Origin of the sequence: Limnobacter parvus (genome assembly GCF_024623725.1) — a bacterium.
GTDB lineage: Bacteria > Pseudomonadota > Gammaproteobacteria > Burkholderiales > Burkholderiaceae_B > Limnobacter > Limnobacter parvus.
Map to the genome: position 1 here is coordinate 89,184 of NZ_JANKHG010000018.1, position 21,930 is coordinate 111,113.

18 protein-coding genes are annotated in these 21,930 nt (G+C 52.5%); 4 read left to right on the forward strand and 14 right to left on the reverse strand.

The window, feature by feature from the left end; translation table 11 throughout:
• Nucleotides 1–3 precede the first annotated feature (3 nt).
• Both pstC and NSP04_RS10860 read right to left on the reverse strand, forming a co-directional pair.
• Nucleotides 4–954 carry a phosphate ABC transporter permease PstC gene (pstC, locus tag NSP04_RS10855; protein ID WP_257512372.1) on the reverse strand — a complete coding sequence of 317 codons (951 nt, stop codon included), beginning with the start codon at nt 952–954 and terminating at the stop codon, nt 4–6.
• 134 nt (nt 955–1,088) lie between these two features.
• Nucleotides 1,089–3,071, reverse strand: coding sequence for a peptidase U32 family protein (locus tag NSP04_RS10860; protein WP_257512373.1), 1,983 nt, complete (start codon nt 3,069–3,071; stop codon nt 1,089–1,091).
• A 117-nt stretch (nt 3,072–3,188) separates the two neighbouring features.
• On the opposite strand from NSP04_RS10860, the gene msrA reads away from it, so the two are divergent.
• The gene (gene msrA / locus NSP04_RS10865) at nt 3,189–3,797 is read left to right on the forward strand and encodes a peptide-methionine (S)-S-oxide reductase MsrA (RefSeq protein ID WP_257512374.1); all 609 of its coding nucleotides are present in this window, start codon (nt 3,189–3,191) and stop codon (nt 3,795–3,797) included.
• A gap of 79 nt (nt 3,798–3,876) precedes the next feature.
• Nucleotides 3,877–5,808 carry a hypothetical protein gene (locus NSP04_RS10870; RefSeq protein ID WP_257512375.1) on the forward strand — a complete coding sequence of 644 codons (1,932 nt, stop codon included), beginning with the start codon at nt 3,877–3,879 and terminating at the stop codon, nt 5,806–5,808.
• On the opposite strand, the gene NSP04_RS10875 is transcribed toward NSP04_RS10870, so the two are convergent.
• Together NSP04_RS10875 and NSP04_RS10880 are read right to left on the reverse strand one after the other, a co-directional pair.
• Nucleotides 5,803–6,675, reverse strand: a complete 873-nt coding sequence (locus NSP04_RS10875) for an AEC family transporter (protein ID WP_257512376.1) — start codon at nt 6,673–6,675, stop codon at nt 5,803–5,805. The two genes, NSP04_RS10870 and NSP04_RS10875, sit on opposite strands and share 6 nt — an antisense overlap.
• Before the next feature lie 51 nt (nt 6,676–6,726).
• The gene (locus NSP04_RS10880; protein ID WP_257512377.1) at nt 6,727–7,650 is read right to left on the reverse strand and encodes a LysR family transcriptional regulator; all 924 of its coding nucleotides are present in this window, start codon (nt 7,648–7,650) and stop codon (nt 6,727–6,729) included.
• 109 nt (nt 7,651–7,759) lie between these two features.
• Here NSP04_RS10880 and NSP04_RS10885 point away from each other — a divergent pair, with 109 nt between their 5' ends.
• Together NSP04_RS10885 and htpX are read left to right on the forward strand one after the other, a co-directional pair.
• Nucleotides 7,760–8,104, forward strand: coding sequence for an HPF/RaiA family ribosome-associated protein (locus NSP04_RS10885; protein ID WP_257512378.1), 345 nt, complete (start codon nt 7,760–7,762; stop codon nt 8,102–8,104).
• Nucleotides 8,101–8,979, forward strand: a complete 879-nt coding sequence (gene htpX, locus NSP04_RS10890; protein ID WP_257512379.1) for a protease HtpX — start codon at nt 8,101–8,103, stop codon at nt 8,977–8,979. The genes NSP04_RS10885 and htpX overlap by 4 nt, the downstream gene beginning before the upstream one ends.
• A gap of 46 nt (nt 8,980–9,025) precedes the next feature.
• On the opposite strand, the gene NSP04_RS10895 is transcribed toward htpX, so the two are convergent.
• The 10 genes from NSP04_RS10895 to NSP04_RS10940 form a co-directional block, all read right to left on the reverse strand.
• Nucleotides 9,026–9,550 (reverse strand): NlpC/P60 family protein, encoded by a 525-nt coding sequence (locus tag NSP04_RS10895; protein ID WP_257512380.1) that lies wholly within the window; start codon nt 9,548–9,550, stop codon nt 9,026–9,028.
• Nucleotides 9,543–9,893, reverse strand: coding sequence for a DUF4870 family protein (locus NSP04_RS10900; RefSeq protein ID WP_257512381.1), 351 nt, complete (start codon nt 9,891–9,893; stop codon nt 9,543–9,545). Before NSP04_RS10900 ends, NSP04_RS10895 begins: the two co-directional genes overlap by 8 nt.
• Nucleotides 9,894–9,997: 104 nt before the next feature.
• Nucleotides 9,998–10,405, reverse strand: coding sequence for a heme-binding protein (locus tag NSP04_RS10905; RefSeq protein ID WP_257512382.1), 408 nt, complete (start codon nt 10,403–10,405; stop codon nt 9,998–10,000).
• Between the two features lie 94 nt (nt 10,406–10,499).
• The gene (locus NSP04_RS10910; protein WP_257512383.1) at nt 10,500–15,668 is read right to left on the reverse strand and encodes a beta strand repeat-containing protein; all 5,169 of its coding nucleotides are present in this window, start codon (nt 15,666–15,668) and stop codon (nt 10,500–10,502) included.
• A gap of 13 nt (nt 15,669–15,681) precedes the next feature.
• Nucleotides 15,682–17,400, reverse strand: a complete 1,719-nt coding sequence (locus NSP04_RS10915) for a ShlB/FhaC/HecB family hemolysin secretion/activation protein (RefSeq protein ID WP_257512384.1) — start codon at nt 17,398–17,400, stop codon at nt 15,682–15,684.
• A 96-nt stretch (nt 17,401–17,496) separates the two neighbouring features.
• Nucleotides 17,497–18,279, reverse strand: a complete 783-nt coding sequence (locus NSP04_RS10920) for a PP2C family protein-serine/threonine phosphatase (RefSeq protein ID WP_257512385.1) — start codon at nt 18,277–18,279, stop codon at nt 17,497–17,499.
• Nucleotides 18,270–19,292: a type VI secretion system-associated FHA domain protein gene (locus NSP04_RS10925; protein WP_257512386.1), complete on the reverse strand. Its 1,023-nt coding sequence runs from the start codon at nt 19,290–19,292 to the stop codon at nt 18,270–18,272. The genes NSP04_RS10920 and NSP04_RS10925 overlap by 10 nt, the downstream gene beginning before the upstream one ends.
• Nucleotides 19,293–19,300: 8 nt before the next feature.
• The gene (locus NSP04_RS10930) at nt 19,301–20,086 is read right to left on the reverse strand and encodes a hypothetical protein (protein ID WP_257512387.1); all 786 of its coding nucleotides are present in this window, start codon (nt 20,084–20,086) and stop codon (nt 19,301–19,303) included.
• A complete protein-coding gene (locus tag NSP04_RS10935; protein WP_257512388.1) occupies nt 20,079–21,464 on the reverse strand; it encodes a hypothetical protein in 1,386 nt (461 codons plus the stop codon). Before NSP04_RS10935 ends, NSP04_RS10930 begins: the two co-directional genes overlap by 8 nt.
• Nucleotides 21,461–21,919, reverse strand: a complete 459-nt coding sequence (locus NSP04_RS10940; protein ID WP_257512389.1) for a hypothetical protein — start codon at nt 21,917–21,919, stop codon at nt 21,461–21,463. The genes NSP04_RS10935 and NSP04_RS10940 overlap by 4 nt, the downstream gene beginning before the upstream one ends.
• Nucleotides 21,920–21,930 lie beyond the last annotated feature (11 nt).

Genomic DNA, 21,930 nt, shown 5'->3' on the forward strand with positions numbered 1-21,930 from the left:
CTTTTATCTCCCGTTGCTCGATAGCTTGGACAACAACAGCTTTGAAGCGACCAGCACTACAAAAGTAATCAGGAACAGAATCAGACCCAACTCCATCAACGCCGATGTATGCAGACCGGCGTCGGCCTCGGCGAATTCATTGGCAAGTGCAGAAGTAATGCTGTTACCGGGCGAGAACAAAGAAATGTCGTTGAGGTAATTGGTGTTGCCGATAACAAAAGTTACCGCCATGGTCTCGCCCAGGGCACGGCCCAAGCCAAGCATGATGCCGCCGATTACACCCACCTTGGTGTGAGGAAGCACAATTTTCCAGATCACTTCCCAAGTGGTACAACCCATGCCGTAACCCGCTTCTTTCAGCATGACTGGTGTTACTTCAAACACGTCACGCATCACCGCAGCAATGTAAGGAATGATCATGATGGCCAACACCACGCCGGCAGTCAGCAGACCAATTCCGATGGGAGGGCCGGAAAACAGAGCACCGATTACTGGCACTTGGCCGAGTGTGGCACCCAGCGGTCCCTGCACGTACTTTGCAAAAATAGGCGCAAAAACCAGCAAACCCCACATGCCGTAAACAATAGAAGGCACCGCAGCCAACAATTCGATGGCGGTACCCAGCGGGCGGCGAAGCCATGGTGGTGCCAATTCGGTCAGGAAAAGTGCGATACCAAAGCTGATTGGTACAGCGATTATCAGGGCGATGAAAGAGGTAATGATTGTGCCGTAAATGGGCACCAAGGCACCAAACTGCTCAGCGGGGGGATCCCAGTTGGCTGTGTAGATAAAGCTCAAGCCAAATGCGGTGATGGTGGGCCATGATGCAACCACAAGGGAAGCGATAATTCCGCCCAACAACAGCAGTGTAAACAAAGATGCACCGCTGGTTAATAGGCCAAATATGGCGTCGCCCCGCTTGGTCGGGACAATGATCGTAGAGGAATCAGACATATAGGTAGATATTTAATCCAGCGATGAATTCGGCAGATTTACAAGGATATCCAAGAATTATGACAAAAAAATGACAAAAATTTGACGTACCCATGAAATCGAATATCACGGCACGGACACATGCTCGTCGAAACTCACGCTGGCTTGCGTTTTACGAAGGTTATGGGTACCACCGACGGGGGTGGGCTGTTGAAAATGTCTTTGCGCATTGTACCCATGATGTGCATTTCACAGGGTTTGCAATCGAATTTCAAAGTGTACTTTTGATCACCATTGACCAACACCATGGGCTCGGCCTTAACCTGCCCCTGCACCCCTTTCACGCCTTTGGCCTGTTTTGGGCACAAATTAAACGAAAATCGCAGACAATGCTTGGTGATCATTACAGGCACCTCGCCTGCTTCCTCATGCGACTCATAGGCGGCCGCAATCATTTCCACACCGTGTTTTTTGTAAAACTGTCGTGCCATGTCGTTGTAAACGTTGGCCAGAAAGCTAAGCGACTTTTCCGGGTAGTCCACGTAAGGCTGCACTGGTTCTTTGCGGGCAGGGCGGTGCCAGGCGGCCACACGGGCGGCATTTAAGGCCTCGATCGCCTCGCGGCGCATGCCATTCAAGGTACTGGCAGGCACAAACCAGGGTTGGCTTAAGTGCACATTCAAACCCAAGGCTGAAAAATCGGTGCTGCCCAGTTTGCCCAAGTGGGTTTTGATGCTCTCAATGGCGGTGTCGGCCTGCTTGGCCAGTTCAAGTGCCATTTCCACCCGGGCGGTTGCGGCAACACCGTCTTCATCGGTCAAGCCCAGTTGCAAGCCTTTCAGTTCATCGCCCTCCATCCACTCGGTCAGCGTTAGCCACAAGCCAATTCGGCGCTCGGCGCTTTCCTTGGCCAAAGCCATGTCCCAGGCGTGGTCGCGGTTGCGGTGCATGGGCATGCCTGCTTTCAAACCACCGTAGCTTGAAATTGGGTCTTTGGGAAACAAACGGTACAAAGCCTGTCCTTCACCTTTGCTGTGCAACTTTTCAGCGCGGTTCACATGCAAACCCACCACCTCGCGCTTGCGCATGAAGTTCAAGCCATCGCCATTGTGCAGTTCATCGCTGGTTTGAATGTCGATGCTTTTGTCATTCACCGCCACCACATGGCCCACCGGTTGGCCGATAAATTTTGGAGAATCAAAAGCGCCAATGTCAATTTGCCGGCCACTGGCAAAATAATCGGTTGAACCACGGTGAAAGTTACGGTCCGGGTCGGGCCTGAAATAATGGCGAGTGGTGCCGCTGGACGCACGGGTGAATTCGCCGCGCTGCTCCATGATCTCATCCAGCAATATCCGGTAATGCGCCGTGATGTTTTTTACATAGGCCATGTCTTTGTAGCGGCCTTCAATTTTGAACGAACGCACACCGGCATCAATCAGATGTTCAAGATTGCCACTTTGGTTGTTGTCTTTCATGGACAACAAATGTTTGTCAAAAGCCACCACTGCGCCGCTTTGGTCAGTCAGCGTGTAAGGCAAGCGGCAAGCCTGCGAACAATCGCCCCGGTTGGCGCTGCGCCCGGTTTCCGCATGGCTGATGTAACACTGCCCGGAAAATGCCACGCACAGCGCACCATGAATAAAGTATTCAATGGTGGCTGAATTGCCCACCGCGCCATGCACTGCTGCAATTTCCTCAACTGTCAGCTCACGCGCCAGCACCAGCTGTGAAAACCCGCTGTCGGCCAAAAACTTTGCTTTTTCCACGGTGCGAATGTCGCACTGCGTACTGGCATGCAGCTGAATGGGCGGCAGGTCCATTTCCAGCAGACCCATGTCTTGAATAATCAGCGCGTCCACACCCGCGTCATAAAGTTGCCACACCAGCTTGCGGGCTTCCTCTAGTTCGGCATCGTGAAGAATCGTGTTGATTGTCGTGAAAATGCGCGCATGGTAGCGGTGGGCAAATTCCACCAGCCCGGCAATGTCAGCCACTGAATTGGCGGCATTGGCGCGTGCGCCAAACACGGGCCCACCCAAGTACACTGCGTCTGCGCCATGCAGAATCGCTTGGCGACCAATTTCAACGTCGCGTGCGGGGGCTAGCAATTCCAACTCGTGTGGCAACAAACTCATGATTTCACTGATCTTTTCGGGCAAGGGGTGAACATTATTTCAAAAAGCCGGTCTGATTGAAAGCAAAAGCGTGGTTTACACCACAATCAGTTTGAAAGTTGCACAAGGAGTACACACATGGCTTGGGGAGTTTGGCGCCGAAACACAGCGGTCTTGTTGTTGGGGCTCACAGGCCTGCTTCCCATGGCACAGGCTCAGCAGCTTGAAGAAGCCATATTTGCAGGGGGCTGCTTCTGGTGCATGGAAGAGGCGTTCGAGAAAGTCAAAGGTGTGAAAGCAGTTGACTCCGGCTACACAGGCGGGCGTGTGCCTTCCCCCACCTACGAACAGGTCAGCAGCGGAAAAACCGGGCATGTCGAAGTGATTCGAGTGAAGTACGACCCCGCGCAAGTCAGCTACAGCAGTTTGTTGAAGTACTTTTGGACCAACATCGACCCCACTGTGGAAAACCGGCAATTTTGCGATGTGGGTGAACAATACCGTTCGGCTATTTTTTACCTGAATGCGCAACAGCACCAGCAAGCCCAAAAAAGCAAAGAAGAATTGTTGGACACTGGCAAATTCAAAACAATTTACACCACAGTGGAAGCAGCCAAAACTTTCTACATGGCTGAGGAATATCACCAGGACTTTTACCGAACCAACCCCATGCGCTACCAGTTCTACAAAACAACATGTGGCCGCGAAAATCGCCTGAATGAAGTTTGGGGCTACAAACCGAAGTGACACGCCCTAGAGGTCAAACTCAAGGCAAAACACCACCACACCGCTACACTTCAATCCAAGTTTACTTTCGCGGTTCAGGATGAAAAATCGGTTTTCGTTGTTAGCCACACTGGCCATGCCCTTGGTGTTTTTCTTGCTGCCTGCGGCCTTGGCGGTAGCCGACGCAACCACTAACAACGCAGCCAGCAGTGCACTTGAAACTGTTCAAGACTGGCGTAGCAGCCTGCCCCGGGCAGCCAGCACTGGCGAACATGCGCTGGTGCAGGTGCGCAACAGCCAGCTTTCACTGGCCGACAATATTGAATTCAAGGTGGATCAATTGCACGGCCTGCTTCGCCCTACTGGCGCAGGCCAATCCGTTTCGCTGGACATCTTTTCTGCTTTTGAAGTTGAAGTAAGTTACGCACGCCTGCAGATCGCCGATGCCGTGCTGCAAACACTGGTGCAGGCTGAACTGCAAGCCAGCGATGCGCCGCTGCGAATTACCCGCGTGGAAACCACCCCCGAAGCAATACGAATTGCCGGCGACATTCGCCGCTTGGGCTTGTGGATTCCTTTCACCATGGAAGGCAAACCCACTGTTAAAAATCACCGTCAAATTACGCTAACGCCCAGCACACTGAAAGTGGCGGGCTTGCCGGTGTACCAAGCCTTGCTTGCTACGAACATTCAGTTGCAGTCTTTGATCAATATGAAATCAAAAGCAGTCGCCTTGCAAGGCCAAGCCATGGTGCTTAATCTTGATCAGGTTCTTCAAGCGCCGCGAATCGATTTTGAATTGAACGCGCTGCAGCTTGGCGATGGCGAAGTATCCGTTCAATTTGGAAGCACAGAACAAGCACCCCCGTTTTTTTGCAGCACGTCTTGTCCTGGCAGTTTTGTGTACACCGAGGGCGGCACACTTCGCGCGGCCGGCATGGTGTTGTCGGGTCAGCCCGCCTTGGTCACAGGGGTGTCCAATGGTTTTTTGCCGATAGCCTTGAACAACTTAAACAGGCTGATTACAACAAGCACCGTTCAACTGCGCACCGATGGTGCAATCTGGATCAGTGCACAGGAAGGCACGCTTTCAGAAAGTGAAACTGCATTGTTAAGCAAGGGCGAGCAAGCCATCGCTGAACTGGATGGATTTTTGAATGCACAGACCAAACCACAAACTGTGACCCTGGCTGTGCGCGAGGCCACATTGCTGTCCAAGGAAGGGATCGAGCTGCGCGTTGAAAACTTGCTTGCCAGCACCAACGCCACCGACCTGGGGCAACTGCCCACTGCGCCCCAAAACGTGCATGCGGGCCAAATCCTGCTAAGCGAAAACGCCTTGAACATCATGATGAACAAGGCCCTGTTCAACTACTCGGGTAGCCCGATTCGCAAAGTGAAAAGCACCATCGGTGAACCGCACATTGAATTGGCATTGCAGGTGAAGCCCCAAATTTTAGGGATCCCTTTGCTTTGGCTGCCCGCCACCCTTCGTGGCGAATTGCTGGTTTCAAGTGATCAACTGCACCTTGAATTCACGCCCACCCAAGTGCACATGTTCGGCATGTCGATGCTGCCAATTATTGAGTATGTGGGCCTGGAACTGGAAAGCCTGATCAAAATCGACGAGGCTGCTGTGAAGCTGCGGGGCAACACCATTCACATTGCATTGAACAGCGCCCTGCCACCTTTGCAACTGAACAGCAAGCTGCAAACAGTAAAACCAATTCAACGCTCACCTTTTGGCCCAGTCATTCAGGTGCAAGTGGGGCTGCATGCCTCCAAAGAATCCGATGACATTTACAACACCTTGGCTACATTGCCATCAGGTTTGTGGATAAACACACCGGAATTCACCGCCTTGGGCATGCGCACCGGCCCCACCTTGGGGCATGTTTACAGTGCACCGCGCAGTGAACGACTGGTCATTGACCTGGCCCAATACCCTGAACTTTTAAGCAGCGCCACGCTGCGCCTTCCGAAAGCACAACGCGTGTGGGTTAGCATGCCCGGCGCGCTTGACGGGTCATAAAACCCAATACAAAGCCAAGGGCACGAAAATCAGGCTCATCAAGTTGCCCATCATGACCAGTGAAGCCACGCGCTGCGGCTGCAAGCCATACTTCTCAGCAAACACAAAGCTAAGCACCGCGGGTGGCAAGGCACCAAACACAATCAGCATGGCGGCGTGTTCGGGGGTCAAGGGCAACAGCCACACACACAGTGCAGCGAATATCAAACCTGTCAGCGGACACAACACTCCACCGATCACACCCAGTTTCACATCAGAAAAATCGGCCTGTGTAAGCCTTACACCCAACGAAAACAGCAACAAAGGAATGGACACGTCACCGATCATGTCGATGGCGAAATACAAGGGTTCCCACACCTGAATATTCAGCATGCTCACCAGCAAACCGGCAATCGATGCTGCAATCACAGGTTCTTTCCACAGCATCAGGATTCGGGCGTTGGGGCTCATCATCCAGGTGCCCAAGGAATAATGCAGCGTGTTGCTGACCAAAAACAACATCACCGCAGCAGGCAAGGCATGTTCACCGAAAGCCAAAATGGCCAATGGCAGGCCCATGTTGCCGGAATTGTTGAACATCATGGGGGGCACAAAAATTCGGCTGTCGATGCCCAAATAACGGCCAATTGGCCATGCAAGCAGGCCTGAGCCCAGCACAATGATTGCGCCACCCACTGCCAGCAGCCAGTAAGTTTCAATGTCAAACGACTTGCTGGCCAGCGCTGAAAACACCAGTGCAGGCACAAAAATTTCCATGTTCAACTGATTGGCAAAGCGCATGTCCGGCTTTTTCACCCGGCCATACCAATAGCCCAGAGCCACCACCGCAAACACTGGAAAAATAACCGCAACAATGCGCAAGAACATAGAAAACCGTACAGGGAAATAAGCAAGAAGCAGGCAGTGTACTGCAAGCGCTTATTTCGGGCGATCCGGGTTTGTATTGGGGTTAGTGCTGGAATTGTTGCCAAATAACAGTTTCAAGGCAGGGTGATCCAAATTGCGCGGGTGGGTAAATGCAAAAAAGTCTTCCACCACGCCCTGCGCATCGCCCATGTGTACCAACGTGTGGTCTCGCACCACGTCTTCAATCAAGATTGCAGGTACGGCAAACAAACCCAAGCCAGCCCTCCCGAAAGTTTCCAGCAGCGCCAGGTCGTCGAATTCGCCCACCACCGTCACTTCCACACCCACAGTTTCCAGCCAGTGCTCCAGCTTCAAGCGCAGCACGTTGTTGCGCGATGGCATCAGGAAGGGCGCATGTTGCAAGCTGTTCGGGAAATTTTCGGCATACTTGGCTTTCAAGACAGGGCTGGCAAAAATTCGAACCGGGTAGGTCAGCAACTTCGCCACTTGCAAGTGCGCGGTGCCTTGTCCGCCGGGGCGCTCGGCCAGCACCACGTCCACGCTGTGTTGTACCAGTTCTGAACACAGGGTTTCAAACCGACCTTCCTGACACACCAGCCGCACCGGGCGTTGCATGCCCAAAATGGGTTCGATCATGTGGAACGACACGGTTTTGGGCAAAGCATCTGCAATGCCCACAGACAAGCGCAGCGTGTAATCCAACTGCTCATCGCCCAGGCTTTCGGCCATTTGCTCGCCCAGCTGGAATATCTGGTCGGCGTAGCGCAGGGCGATTCGCCCCGCTTCAGTCAGCCCCAGGCCCCGGCCTACCGGTTGAAACAAGGCACGCCCCAAGGTTTGTTCCAGCTGCGTAATCTGGCTCGAAAGGGTTTGCGCTCGAAGGCCCAGCCGCTCGGCTGCCGCGGTCAGGCTGCCGGTGTTGGCCACCATCCAGAAGTAACGCAAGTGGTGGTAATTCAAGTCGGTCAGCTTCATTAAACCCTTCGATATTTTCGATTATTTAATCAATGAGTGTTCTATTTATTCTTACATTGAACCAGCGTACACTTCAACTGTCTATTTCCCCTCAAGGAGGGCACGCTCGATGAATACAGAAATTGTGACCCAGCACCCCGAGGTCGACGACACCTTACGCCGATATGTTCTACGGCGCATGGGCTCTGCCATCAGCCGACTTTCGATACAGATTAAGAACATCACTGTGAAACTGGACCGCCGCAAAACGCAGCCCGCTGAGCAGCGCAGTTGTGTGATTGAAATTCAAATCGATGGGCAAGCGCCCGTGATTGTGAACAGTGCCGGGCCGCATTGGCTTAGCGCCATTGACCAAGCGGTTGAATCAGCGGCTCGCGCTGTACGCCGCCAACTTAAACACACCCTTCACCGGGTGACCCCATTGCAATTGTTGAAAGGACAACACGCATCATGAAACGCATCGTTTTATTTTTAGCCACCAACATCGCCATCATGGTGGTACTGGGCATCACCGTGAATGTACTGGGTTTAAACCAGTTCATGGCCGGGGGCCAGCTGAACCTGACCATGTTGCTGGCATTCAGTGCTGTGCTGGGCTTCGGTGGCTCGTTCATCAGCTTGTTGATCAGCAAGAAAGTGGCCAAATGGAGCACTGGCGCCCAGGTCATTGAAACCCCGCGCAACCCGACCGAACAGTGGCTGGTCAGCACCGTTCAGCGCTTTGCACAGAAGGCCAACATTGCCATGCCCGAAGTGGCCATTTACGAAGGCGCCCCAAATGCGTTTGCCACGGGTCCCAGCAAGAACAACTCGCTGGTGGCAGTCAGCACCGGTCTGCTGCAAAGCATGAGCCGTGAAGAAGCCGAAGCTGTGCTGGCGCATGAAGTGGCACACGTGGCCAACGGCGACATGGTTACGCTGACCCTGATTCAAGGCGTGGTCAACACCTTCGTGTTTTTCCTGGCCCGCGTGGTGGGTTTTCTGGTCGACCAGTTTTTGCGCAAAGACGATTCCGAATCAAGCGGCCACGGCATGGGTTATTTCATCACGGTCATCGTGATGGAAATTACCTTGGGTATTTTGGCGTCCATCATCGTGATGTACTTCTCGCGCCAGCGTGAATTCCGTGCCGACTCGGGTGCTGCATGGTTGATGGGAACCAAACAACCCATGATCTCGGCCTTGAAGCGCTTGGGCGGCATGCAGGCTGGCGATTTACCATCGAACATGGCTGCATCGGGAATTTCTGGCAAAGGCGGCGTGATGGCCTTGTTCAGCAGCCACCCGCCGATTGAGCAACGCATTGAGGTTTTGGCACAGCAACAGTAACCCTCAACGGCGTAGCCGGAAGCCCGCTGCAAAGCGGGCTTTTTTATTACATCACCCTGCGAATTTGCCAGAATGTTTTTTGCCAATACAAATCATCGAGCCTGCTGATGGTCACACCCACCTTGGTGGACGCATGCAGAAACTTGCCACCACCCAGGTAAAAGCCCACATGTCGCGTGCTATAGCCTGTTCGGAAAAACAAAAGGTCGCCCACTTTGGGCGAACTTCGATCTACCGCTTCACCCATATTCACTTGCTGGGCAGTGGTGCGTGGGGCATTGATTTGAAAATGGGACGCGAGTGTCTGCTGCACAAAACCGGAGCAATCAATACCTGATTTGGAATTGCCACCCAGACGGTAGGGGGTGCCACGCCATTCGCGAAACTGGGCCAGCAGGGCTTGCTGAACCACACCTCGATCAGCGGCATCGCCCACAAACACGGTGCCGTCCTCTAGCACCAGGGAATCGGTAGAACCGTCTTGCAAACTGGCACAGCCATGGAGTAGGAAAACAGAGCCACACAACAGGAAAGCTCGAATAACGTGCATTGGCTTGAATGATTTAGACAACAGCTTTGCGCTCACTGAAACGAAGCAATCCCTTCACGAAACGGTACAAGAGCCAAATACTGAGCGCAAAATACACCAGCATGCCGAAGCCAAAAGCGAACATAGTGACGATGGACACCACGAACCAAAAAGTGCCAATCCAGAATGTGGAAATCAGCCAGTCGTAGTGGCTGTAGTAAATGGTACCTGTAGATTCACCACGCTTCACATAGCAAATAATCAAGGCGATCAGAATGGGTATGAAGGCCGTGAATATACCCACAGCGCCAAGAATGTAGGCAATCAGAACGATGGTTCGGTTGGATTCTTCCTGGTCTGATATGGGGGTGAGTTGGTCGCTCATGAGGCTCCACAATGTTGGGCAATGCCTCCATTATAGACGAGCAATCGCGCGTAAAAAAACCCCGGCCAACGGCCGAGGTTCTATCCACATATGCCGTACTGCTATTACAGCTTCAACGCAGCAATACCCGCACGCGCAATTTGTGCGTCTTGGTCTGATTTAACACCTGAGACACCCACCGCACCAATGCATTGGCCATCCACCATGATTGGCACGCCGCCTTCCAGCATGCCCTCAAGTTTGGGCACAGACAAAAACGATGTACGACCGCCGTTGATTACATCCTCAAGCATCTTGCTTTCACGACGCCCGAGTGCAGAACAGTTGGCTTTGGCTGGGGCAATGTAAGCACTCATGGTTGGCGAGGCATCCAGACGCAACAAGCCCAACAAGTGACCGCCATCGTCGGCCACAGCGATGGTGACGCCCCAGTTGTTTTTATCCGCTTCAGCACGGGCGGCTGCCAGAATGGCTTGAACGTCGTCGGCGGACAACACGGCTTTGGTTTTCATGAATTCACTCCGGTTTGGATTAAAAATGTCAACACGGAGTATGCGCGAGACTCCCTGCCATGGCTACACAGGAAGTCCCTAATTCAAACAAAGATCACAGATTGCAGTTCAGGTCATCCTCGGCTGAATCACAGGAAGCTGGCTTGCTTGCACCGCCTTCACCTTCGGTGGCTGGGCGACCTGGACCCACTTCTACCACCACGCCATTGATCACCTTGCCGGCCACATTTTCTGTGCGCACCACCGAACGGGTTTGTTCCTGCCGGGCCAGCACCACTGCACCTTGCGCCGTGGTCAAAGCCGCATTTTCCTGGGGCGACAGCAGCAAAGTACCGTTGTAAACCACGGGAATCCGGTCAAGGCTTCGTGCGCCGTCATAAAAGAATGCTTGTGTTCCAGGTCGCTGTGGCCCAGCCAAATACACCACCTGCCCTGGCAGCAGATTGCTTCCCTCAAATGGCAACACAGTCAGGAAACCACCCAAACCGGCGCGCGATGCATCACCCAGTTCAACGCGAATTGCACCATCCCCAACAGATTGCCCGGAATTGGCAGATTCACCAAAAGGGGCCGCCCCGCTCTGAGTGCCTGCTGAGTTGCTCAAGGGAATTGACAAGGTCAAAGCCGGGAACGAACGGGAAGTTCCAACAGCAATGTCGTTGTAAGGCATGCGTGCATGAATGACCGCATTGGAACCCTGGGTCGAAAGACCCCTTGATCGAATGGCCACCAAATCGGCTTCGATTCCGTTTTCGCTGGCCCGCAAACGAACGTCGTTGTTGACTGCAATAAGGCTGGCGCCGCGGTTCGGACTGTACACAAATGCCTGCCCAAAATCTGGACCCGACAAAGCGGAAAAACGACCATTGATCTGGTTCACCCGGGTCAGGTTAATAGACCCATGTCGGGTGGAATTGAACACGGTGGTTGCACTTGCTGCAGTCGAAATTTGCCCAGCCTGTTGATCAATTACCGCGCTGGCCACGTCAAGACGCCCGAAGCCGGAAATTGGATTCACCGCCTCTTTGTTCGAAAACACATCCAGCGATGGTGGCAGCATCAATGCAAGTTCTGCCGACGACAAGGGGCGAGGAATTCCGCGGGCAGTAAAAGCCAGCGTTCCACCTGTTTGCTCAATATTGCCCAACAACAGCAAGCGCCCATCGGCTGTAATTTCTCCACCACGGCTTATTAAACTCAACAAACGCAAGTCACCATTCGTTGCGAAGCTTGTTTGCTCCGCATTGGCGCTTACATCGCCATTGAACTGGTTGTTCGGGTTTTGCAAATCGATTGCACCACCCAAGGCTGCCAGCTGCGTGTTGCCTTGCACTTCAATTGCGCTTGCGCCAGCGGCTTGTAAAATCTGATTGGCATTCACTGCCAAGTCACCGCCAAATTGAGACTGCGCCAAGGTGATTTGCCCACCCTGCAAATTGGTGTTGCCGGCAATATTCAGCGCCAAAGCGCCGGTGGAAGAACCAGTGTCGGCGGTTAAATCGCCCGCTGTGTGGAGTTCGATCAGTTGATGTGAATCAAGCTCGGTTGTGCCATTAAAGCGATTGGCGGAATTGTTCAAAACAATGCGATCGGCGGACAACTGTGAACCGTTCAGGGTAATTGAATTGGTCTGGGTTAAAACACCGCTCAAATCGATGTTGGTAAGACCACCCACTGTGCTGCGACCCAAGGTCAAATTGTTGGCCTGCACAGTCAAACTGCCTTGAACTTCGGCGGCCAGCGCCAAGTTTTCACCCTGAATGGTCAGTGAGTTTCTGTCACGAATTTGTACCGAAGGGTTCGATGCGCTTCTGGCTTGAACCACGACAGTATTCACAAAATCATTGTCTGAATTGTTGAACTCAACCTTGTTGGCTGAAAGCGTGGTTTGCCCCTGTACCAACAAGGCGGCACCTTGTTTCACCTCGTCTGCGGCCACCCTTAATTGCTGAATTGGACCAAGTTCATTCAACATGACTTCTTCCGCAGTGAAGTCGACGTTACCAAGACTGGAGCCCGCCACGGTTAAATCACCTTGGCTGACCAAAGCCGCCTGCGTGGCACCTTCAAGTCGAACGATGCCGTTGAACTGGTTTTCAGCGTTGGTCAAACTAACATTGTTGGCCTGAAGCAATAGAGTAGAGTCGGTGCGCAATGCATTGGTTTGACCAATTGATTCGGCAATCAGCGTTGTTGAGCCATTCACTCGGCCTGCTACACCCAGGGTGTTTACATCTTGAAGTGCAACGCTGCCCGCATTGTTCAACACCACATCGCCTTTGAAATCATTGCGTTGCTGGCCCAGCAACACATTGCTGGCACCCAGCGTGGTTGTTCCTTCTACAGTTAAGGCACCTTGTTGGTTGATGGTGCCGCCATTCAATGTCAAATTGCCAGCAGCTGTGAAATTCTGCAAGTTCACTTGCCCGGCATTCAAAGTAATGTCTTGAGAGTTCAGTGAGGCCAAAGTCAAATTGTTTGTTGCATCAGCATTCACTGTGGCTGCAGCGCCGTTAATCACCAGGTTGTTCGATGAACGAATATTCGCGGCACCTGTTAGGTCCACATTCACAGCACCCGCAAAAATATTGTTCACGGAAGTGTTCAGCTGAACCTCACCGCCCTTTAAATTGGTCGGGCCGTTCGCGATCAAAGCCCCTTCCTGTCGAATTACATCGGCGGTCAGGTTGGCTGTGCCCTGGGTTGTCAAGCCATCCACAATCAAGGTTTGCGCTCGCAGATTGGTCGCATTGCTGCTGCCCGCCACTTGCAAACTGTTGGCATCCAGCACGTTGGCCTGTACGCCTGAGTCCAATATTACCCGGCCGACAAAATCGTTTTCAAAACTGGCCAGGTCAATCTGGATTGCGTTCAAAGTGGCCTCATCATTGACCACCACGCGTGCATTTTGCACAATGCGATCTGCATTCACAACAAGATTACCTGCGGTTAATTCACCCGCGGTCCGATCGCCCAAAGTTGTGGTGCCAGCAGCTGTGGTCACTCTCAATGTATCCGAACTGCCATGTACCTCAATGCTGTTTCTATCGAACAGCTCAACATCACCTGCACTGCGCAGTTCAACTGCACTTGTGAAATCATTGCCTGAATTGGTCAAGACCACTGATGCTGTATTGTTAATACTGGTTGAACCAACCACAGTCAACGCAGCGTCTTGAGTAATGCTGGAAGCCTCCAGAGCCAAATTACCGCCTACATTTAAAGCCTGCTCAAATTCAATTGACCCGGCATTCAAGGTCACACCGCCTGCATTTCCCCCAACACTTAAATTGTTGGCATCACTCAGCGTGGCTTGCTCACTGACCTGCAGGGCCACCTGCCCACCAAAATTATTATTCACGTTGCTCAGTTCAACATTGCCTGCAGTCAAGCGGGTTGTACCGGACACATTCACTGCGCCACCGAAGGTGTTTGTGTCTGCGTTGCGCACGGTGTTTGCGTTCACCGTCAGTTCTTGTGCACGCAAGTTGCCCAGCGTAACGACACCGGTCCCGGCTTCAAGTCCATTTGCTGTGATGTTCACAGAGCCAGTCTGCCCGCCCACACGCACATTGTTCCGGTCGGTCAAATTCACGGTTGCGCTGCTGGAACCAGACAGCGTTACATCGCCCACAAAGTCATTCGACAAGGAAAGATTCACTGCGCCGGTGTTTTCAATTCGTGTGCTGCCCTGAACAACAAGGTCTGTTGTCTGGCCAATGGTGTTGGCCTTCAGGCTTAGGTTTCCTTCAGCGGCGAGGTTGCTCAGCACCAAGTGTTGTGCTTCCAGCGAGACATTGTTCACGCTGCCAGCCACTTCAAGTCGACCTGCTCCACGCAGGGTGGTCTGCTCGGTCACATTCAAATTTACTGGCTCGGCGAAGCTGTTGCCCGCGTTGTCCAAATCGACGTTCACTGCTTTCAAAGTTGCGGCACCAGCCACAGTCAGCGTGCTATTTTCAACTTGACCCACACTGCCAAGCGCAGTGACGGCTAGATCGTCGGCTGTTGTCAAATTACCAAGCATCACATTGCTGGCATTTAACGTTGCACTGCCAGCTGTACCTTGAACAGCCAAATCGGCATTGCTGCCAAGCGTGGCTTGTTCTGCAACATTCAATATGACCGGGCCTTCAAAGCTGTTGCCGGCATTGCCCAAAGCAACACTGCGTGCCGTCAAACTGGTGGTATTCGCCACTGCAATTCTTGTGTCTGCATTCTGGTTTATGCTGTCGGCCCTCATGACCAAGCGATTGGCGGTCAAATCACCCAAGGTAAGCGAATTTTCCGCATTGACAGTCAACGTACCGACTGCGTTAAAATCGCCCAGTGCGACACTGTCTGTTGCATTCAATGTTGCATTGTCGACGTTGACCTCAGCCGTTTGAGTAATGTTGCCAGCAGTCACTTCCAGCGTCCCATTGCCATTGCCGGAATTGATGGCGCCACTCAAGCGAACCGTGTTTCCGTCAATGGTTATTCGCGCAGCCTGATTCACACCTGCAAGATTGATAACGCTCGATGATGAATCAGAAGTAGGCCTGGCCAACAAAACCACCCGACCACCTTCAGCCATGACAGTACCCAATTGGCTTATTAATGCGTTTTCATAACCAGCCTGCACTTCAAAGGCCAAATTGTCGCCCGATGTGTCTACGGTGACTTCGCTTGCAGCTATGAGTTGCACAGCGCCGTTTACGCCACTTGTCATTAAAGTACCGTTGTTTGTAATCGAGGGCGCAATCAACACAATGTCATTGGCTGTAATGCTCCCCTCGTTGAGAATGGAAGCCGCATCTAATCTTAGCTCCAGCTCGACATCGGAATTGTTGCCCTGAGCACCGGGTTGCAAGCTCAATGTGGAGGCCACCAAACCACCCACGCTGACCTGCGAATTCGCACCAAACACAATGCCATTTGGGTTGATCAAAAAGACGCGGCCATTGGCTTGCAAGGTGCCAAAAATATTGGAAATGTCTTCGCCGGTTACACGGTTCAAAATAACTGAAGTTGCATTGTCCTGAATAAAGCGAACTGTCTCGTTTTGATCTATCGAGAACTCGCTCCAGTTGGCCACCGCGCGGCTTCCAGTTTGGGTCACTACCGTAGTGGTCGCATCCGGGGTTGTGACCACAACGTTTCCACCCTGTGAGCTTTGAAATACAGGCGCAGATTGAACGCCTGCGGCATAAATGATCAAGAAGGAAGCGGCCAGTGGCTTTAAAGGGAACGAACGAGTAGAAGTGCAAATGGCGGTGTTCATGGTGCGTACCCTGTTAGAAATAGTAAACATACGAAGCGAAAATTCTGGGGCTTTGTGGCTTGGGGTCGGAACGGCGTACACCGGCCAATTCCCAGGCCAGACTCAAGTTGAAAGTGAATACGTTTTGCCGGTCCCAGGCCAGGCCAAGTCCGTAGCCAGCAAGGTCGGCGTGGTTGTTAAAGCCATTGCCCTGCCCGCTCGCGTTGTGCCTTAGCTGCGCCCGGCCCTGGTCATAAAACAGGTTGAAAGACAATTCGCGTGCGTAGCTGCCAAGCCAGCTCGCAGTGGGAAGGTAACGGGCTTCAACGGTGAACAAATCACAACTGTCACCCGGGGTTTCGCCTTGGGCAAAAGCGCGCACTGCTGTTGCACCGCCCAGCGAGCATTGCTCGCTGCTGTCCAGGTTGTCCAATGCTTGTTGTCCGCGCAGGTAAGTCCACAACATCCACTTACCCGACACCAGCGTTTGAAGTCGACCCAAGGAATAATTCACACGCATGGCGTTCAAACTATCGTCGAGGCCAAACGGCACGCCGCCTGGATAATTCACTTCACTTTCCTCAACAGTGAAATTGAAGAAATTCAAACCACCCCCAATCAAACCATCGCGGGAATCACCGCTTAAAGCAAGTCTCACAGATTCAATGTCTTTCACCGTTTCAAGACCAGTCAGGGTTTGGCGATCAGTAAATTCTTTTTTGTCGAAACCTGCTAAAGCAAACAGGTTCAAGTTACGAGAACGAATGAGTGGATAAAGTGCAAATACACCCACTGATTCCGCATTGCCGTTTAAGCCCAAAGGGAAATCATTTTCGTTCAAGGTGTAGTTCACTGTGGACACATTCGCACCCAGTTTCAAACCACTGGAGCCCACGGGCAAGGTGTAGCCCAGCAGTGTAAAATCAAGTCCACCAGTATCCGACTGCAGATGGCTAATCGACAGGGAATCCCCCAAACCAAACGGGCTTTCCCAAGACACGGTGGCAATACCTCGGTAAGTTCCTGCATAGCGCGACCCGTTGGCATCAACGCTCAGACTGCCTGTGAAGGGCTTGTCATTCATGGGTGTGGCGACCAAAATAGCCTTGCCCGCCTGCGTTCCGGGCTTGATTGCAAACGACATGCGAATACCGCGCAGGTCATTCAGTAAAAACACGACCCGCTCAACGTCGTCGACGCGAATAACATCGCCGGGCCTCAAGCGATCCAGGTGTGCCTGAACAATTTCTTTGCTGACACGCAATTCATCCGCTGGCCACACCACCTCAACGCCCTCCAGCACGCCAGGCAAAACGGCAATGGTGACCACACCGTTTTTGATGTCTTGCGCGGGCAGGTAGGCGTAGGCCAAATACAGTCCCATTTCACTTTGAAGGTAGGCAGTCACAACTTGTGCTGCGCTGCTTAGGTCTTCGAAAGTTCGCCCTGCACCCACATACACCAACAAACGCTTCTGAATCTCAGCCTGATCGCGTTTGTCCACACCCTCAATGGTTGAAAAACCGTCAAGCTGATACGCCGTTACGTCAATCGACAAATCGTTCATAGGCTTGCCCAATTCTGGCGCGGCCTTCTGATCAGCTTTGTTGTCAATCATTGGTGTCGATTCAATATCCTGTGCCGGTGGCGCAGATTCAGAATTCAGAAACGGCGCCGGAGTAGACACTTGCGCAACAGCAGGCAAGGCAAAGGTGGCCAGCAACAATGCGCTGACGAATTGGATGGAATGCATGAGTTTTTGATACTGAAAGTAAAGGCGAACGGGATTGAAGCATTAAAAATCAAAACGTAAAAATTGCGTCGTTGGATTGGCGTCATCGGTTTGGTATCAACCAGATGAACTAACCCCTTCCACAAAAATAAACATGCTGCTGAGGTTGTCGGCACGCCCTTTCGCTCGGTCCAAGGCCAACTGATGAATGTGCTCAGTGCATGTTGGGTCGTGACGAAGATTGCAAGTCAGTAAAGCCAACTCCGAGTCACTGAAGTGTTCCCACAGCCCATCACTGCAGAGCACCACACAATCTCCGGGTTTCGCCACGGAAATTGGGGACACCTCAACAACCAGTTGTTGCGGTTGTTCCCCCAAGGCGGTGTACAAGGCGTTGCGGCTGGGTACTGGCTCTGTTTGCTGGTGGTCGGCCATCCACTGCAGCACGCTGTGGTCTTTCGTTCGCGCAGCAAGCTCGCTGCTCCGAAAATGATAGACCCGCGAATCGCCTACATGCAGCCAAACCAATTGCCCACTTTGTTGATTCAGCACCAACGCACACAGGGTGGTGTGCATGTTTTCAAGCTCAGAATGCAACTGCTGCGATTTCAAAATGCCCGAATTCACTCGATGTACCATGGCCAACAACTGGTTTGCATCTTGTGTTGGGGTGAGGGCAAACTCATTCAATAAGGCATTTACGGCATGGGTCGATGCCACTTCACCACCCCGATGACCACCGGCACCATCGGCCAACACACAAATCAACCAATCGCCCACCATGCGCTGCCCCAAGGCATCCTGATTTTCTGCGCGGTGACCTATATCGCTTCGTTCAAGCACACGTGTTTTGACAGGGTTGCCAGCGTTTGAACCGCTGAGTTGTAGTGTTAATTCCATGTGTCGTTCAACTTTTGATAACGCTCGCAATACAAATCCCACAAACGTGCCTTGCGTGTGGCACTTAAGCCCATCGCCAATCCACCTTGGCGGGTGGCCTCGGCCATGATGACCTGGGGGTCGAAAGTGGTTTGCATTTGCTCAATCGTGGTTTGAATGCGCGCTACACTCAATTGCATGTGAATTAACACGTCTTGAAAAGCCTGCTGTAAAGCCTGATCAGCAGGCAAGTAAGCTTGTGAGGGTTCGCCCAGCAACCGGGCCATAGCCTCTTCTGGCGAGCTCGAAAACTTCAAGGGGTTGTTGGCCTTGCCTGAAATGGTGGTTAAATCACCACCCATTTCTTCTTTGAACACGCGCCTGGCTTGCAACAACTGCATGCAACCTTGAACACCGATTCCCAACAAATACCGCAGGTTTTCGAGTTCTTTCTCGGTGGCTGGCTGCGCTGCGTTCGACAATGGAACTTCTGGCTCGATGGATCGATTAACCTGTGCGCCCTGAGAACCTACGTACATGCGCTGCGCCAGCACGGGCACGCGGGAAACAGAGTCTTGTGCCTGATGCTGTGAAGCGGGGCTCAAATCGGCCAACAAGTCATCAATATTTAACGCCGGTTCGGCTTGGGGCATCAAGGACTCAAGCGGATCAACTTCCTGCCGGGGCAATAAAGCATCCAGTCCCGACCAGTGGGCATCTGCCATTTCCAAGGTCAGCAGGTAGTCGCCAATCTTCAACACGTCACCCAGATTCAAACGAACCTGTTCTCCCTGCGGCATGGGTTTGCCATTGACCTGCGTGCTGTTGGTTCCCAGGTCGGTCCAGTAGCACTGCGCATCATCAATGTGTATTCGGGCATGCTGACGCGACACAATTCGATTGGGATCATCGAGCACCCAAGTGCATTCCTGCGAACGACCAACAATGCCGCCATGCAGTGGCACGGGCCACGGCTGAAGCGATGTTGTTGAAGGCTGCAGACAATCAACTTTGAACTGGAAGCTTGAGTTCATGAGGCTTCCTATCGCAGCACAAACACTTCTCCACCCAACACACCCACATGCATGGGTAGGTGGATGGTGGTGTTGTCTTCGACACATTGAAATTGAAACAAGGCCTGATGCTGCATGTTCAGCAAGGCATACACCGCCGAATTTCGCACGGTATAAAAAAGCCACGCCTGCGGGTCCTGCATTGAATCTTCAAGCGTGCTGTTCATGCAGAGTTGATTCAAATACTTCGTGAAATTGCTGTGGGCTTGTTGAAGATCAAGGCCATAAGCAGTGGCGATTTCACGGTTGCGATGCGTAAAGTAAGGCGACAACGCCGACACTTTCCTGCCGCGAAACAGGCCCTGCATGTTCAATACAAAGTCCTGTATTTTTATGCGGTCGCTTTCAGTGGGTGTGGACTGCAAAACATCAAGATAACGCCAGCGCGGAAATGAGACCGGCAAATCAAGCTGTACATCAAGCATGCGTGCTTTGTGTATTCGTTGCCCGCGATTGAATGATTCTTCAAGTGCAAACAGAATATGCGGCTCGACCTGCGTGGCAGAGCCACGGTCTTTTTGCAACTCAACCCACACTTGAACCGAGCAATCGGATTTGGCCAGAACACTGCCTTCACCATCTGGCAATTCTTCCAAACTGAACACCTGAAGGCGGTTCTCTCCGGCCTGAATAAATTCATGCACAGGCATGCGAACTTCCTGCCCTGCATTCAGCTTCCCGAGAATCATTCCATTGAGCGCAAGCAAAGCGTCTTGCCCCAACGCAATGGCTCGCAGCAACAGGGTTTTATCCATGTATTAACTCCCACTGCATCAAGGTGGAAGCAGGAAGCAGAGCCCAGCTTTTGGAGGCAATGCCACACAGGGGGTCAAAAGCTTGCCATTGGCACACCAGTTCAGAATGACTCAAGGTAAGTTCAGCATCCAGGCGGTGAAATTCTGGATCAATCTTGGTAAGCAGCGTGAAGGTCATTTCCCCGGCATTTTGGTTGCGCAAGTTCAGCAAGGGCCTACCCACACACACCACAGGCGACAGTTGAATTTTCAAGGGCACGGTTTGCTGACAGATCAGCAAGGGTTCGCCAAATGGCAGTTGGCCCGCAGGCCGTGCATCATATAAATTCCAGTCGATGCACACATCGCGGGCTGCTTGAATGGTCAAGTTGACCAACACACCCGCATGCAGAAAGTGGGCATGCCATTGCAATGCACCTGCGGGCAAATGCAAGGTGGTGATGCCGGTGGAAACAAACTCGACTGGTGCACCAATGCCAGTGGCTTTGCGCCACCCTGCATGCAGGTCAAAATCGACGTGCATGAAAGGCTTTGCAACACGAACGCCTGCATCGTTCAAGTGATCAACACCATGCCAGGCACTTTCAACTTGGCGGATGGCCGCATTTGTCCATTCAAATGCACGCTGCCCGTATTGGACCCTGGCCGTGCGCGCATCCACCACTTCAAGTTGTTGCATGGGTTTAAAACCGCTGCCTTGGTTGGTGCCCTGGTTAATACCCAATTCACACCGCTCAACAATCGGGTTCGGGCTGACAATCCATGGATCGTTTGAAATGGCCTGTTCACACATTTGTGCCAAAAGTTTTTCAGGCGTGAACTTTCCAAACAACTTGTGCTGAAATCCGGTTTCACTTCGAAAGATATTGGCTTGTGTATTGAATTCCGAACAAACAACGGGATCAATAACCCCTTCGTGATTACACGCCACTTCAAGCAAAAACTGGCCGGGCACATGTGCCCTCAAACCTTGAAGCAAATCGGGTTCAGCCTGTAATTCAAGCCATGCCTGATCAACACGGCCCACACCTGCCAAAGTCTTGTGCAAGTGCTGATACGCAGTGGGCGGCACACCACGGTTCAATGCCAGCTGAACACACTGGGCAACCAAAGCTTGTGGGGACAACAGCACCTCGAAAAATTGCTTGAAGTCAACTTCACCCACATAATAAGAAAGCAGCACGCACGCTTGCTGATAGGCACTCAATACCCCGTGTTGCTGCAGGCTTTGAATCGCATTTTCTAAGGAATCTTGAAAATCAGATTGGCTGCTGTAGCCGTGGTCCAGATCAAGCTCAGTGAGCAAGGCGTGAATTCTATGCAAGTTGTCCTCACACGCCAGTGCCTCGAAACCTGCTTTCAAATCGAGCGTCATCATGCCGGCACCTGCTTGATTTGTAGCTGATCGCCTTGCATCACATACAGCTCAACCTGTTCGCCCACAGCAAACCCAAACGACTGAATTGGACCGAACAGATTCGACAAATCGCTGCCGTTCAGCGTATTGAGTGCAATCTTCAGATACCGCGGATCAAACCAAGGCCACACCCGATTGCAGCCCAGTTCATCTTGAAGTTGGCGCATTCGCCGCAGATGATTTTTTAATAGAGAAAATGGGATCGGATTCACTGAAACGACATAGCCCCGTTCAACCGGCTTCCACGCCCACAACTTGTTGTTGATCAAGCCCGCATCGGCAAGTTTCACCACACTCACGTTGCAATCAATGGGAATGGCACCGCCCACGGTGCGCCCCAAAAAAGCTGGAAACTCGACCAATGCAGGGCCTTGAGAAATCAGATCACTGGGGGCCACCCCGTACACAGACTGCATCGCATGCTACC

What these genes read in the sequence shown, in the direction of transcription:
- pstC (WP_257512372.1), bottom strand. Translation starts at nt 954, where the DNA reads ATGTCTGATTCCTCTACGATCATTGTCCCGACCAAGCGGGGCGACGCC.
- NSP04_RS10860 (WP_257512373.1), bottom strand. Translation starts at nt 3,071, where the DNA reads ATGAGTTTGTTGCCACACGAGTTGGAATTGCTAGCCCCCGCACGCGAC.
- msrA (WP_257512374.1), top strand. Translation starts at nt 3,189, where the DNA reads ATGGCTTGGGGAGTTTGGCGCCGAAACACAGCGGTCTTGTTGTTGGGG.
- NSP04_RS10870 (WP_257512375.1), top strand. Translation starts at nt 3,877, where the DNA reads ATGAAAAATCGGTTTTCGTTGTTAGCCACACTGGCCATGCCCTTGGTG.
- NSP04_RS10875 (WP_257512376.1), bottom strand. Translation starts at nt 6,675, where the DNA reads ATGTTCTTGCGCATTGTTGCGGTTATTTTTCCAGTGTTTGCGGTGGTG.
- NSP04_RS10880 (WP_257512377.1), bottom strand. Translation starts at nt 7,650, where the DNA reads ATGAAGCTGACCGACTTGAATTACCACCACTTGCGTTACTTCTGGATG.
- NSP04_RS10885 (WP_257512378.1), top strand. Translation starts at nt 7,760, where the DNA reads ATGAATACAGAAATTGTGACCCAGCACCCCGAGGTCGACGACACCTTA.
- htpX (WP_257512379.1), top strand. Translation starts at nt 8,101, where the DNA reads ATGAAACGCATCGTTTTATTTTTAGCCACCAACATCGCCATCATGGTG.
- NSP04_RS10900 (WP_257512381.1), bottom strand. Translation starts at nt 9,893, where the DNA reads ATGAGCGACCAACTCACCCCCATATCAGACCAGGAAGAATCCAACCGA.
- NSP04_RS10905 (WP_257512382.1), bottom strand. Translation starts at nt 10,405, where the DNA reads ATGAAAACCAAAGCCGTGTTGTCCGCCGACGACGTTCAAGCCATTCTG.
- NSP04_RS10910 (WP_257512383.1), bottom strand. Translation starts at nt 15,668, where the DNA reads ATGAACACCGCCATTTGCACTTCTACTCGTTCGTTCCCTTTAAAGCCA.
- NSP04_RS10915 (WP_257512384.1), bottom strand. Translation starts at nt 17,400, where the DNA reads ATGCATTCCATCCAATTCGTCAGCGCATTGTTGCTGGCCACCTTTGCC.
- NSP04_RS10920 (WP_257512385.1), bottom strand. Translation starts at nt 18,279, where the DNA reads ATGGAATTAACACTACAACTCAGCGGTTCAAACGCTGGCAACCCTGTC.
- NSP04_RS10925 (WP_257512386.1), bottom strand. Translation starts at nt 19,292, where the DNA reads ATGAACTCAAGCTTCCAGTTCAAAGTTGATTGTCTGCAGCCTTCAACA.
- NSP04_RS10930 (WP_257512387.1), bottom strand. Translation starts at nt 20,086, where the DNA reads ATGGATAAAACCCTGTTGCTGCGAGCCATTGCGTTGGGGCAAGACGCT.
- NSP04_RS10935 (WP_257512388.1), bottom strand. Translation starts at nt 21,464, where the DNA reads ATGATGACGCTCGATTTGAAAGCAGGTTTCGAGGCACTGGCGTGTGAG.
- NSP04_RS10940 (WP_257512389.1), bottom strand. Translation starts at nt 21,919, where the DNA reads ATGCAGTCTGTGTACGGGGTGGCCCCCAGTGATCTGATTTCTCAAGGC.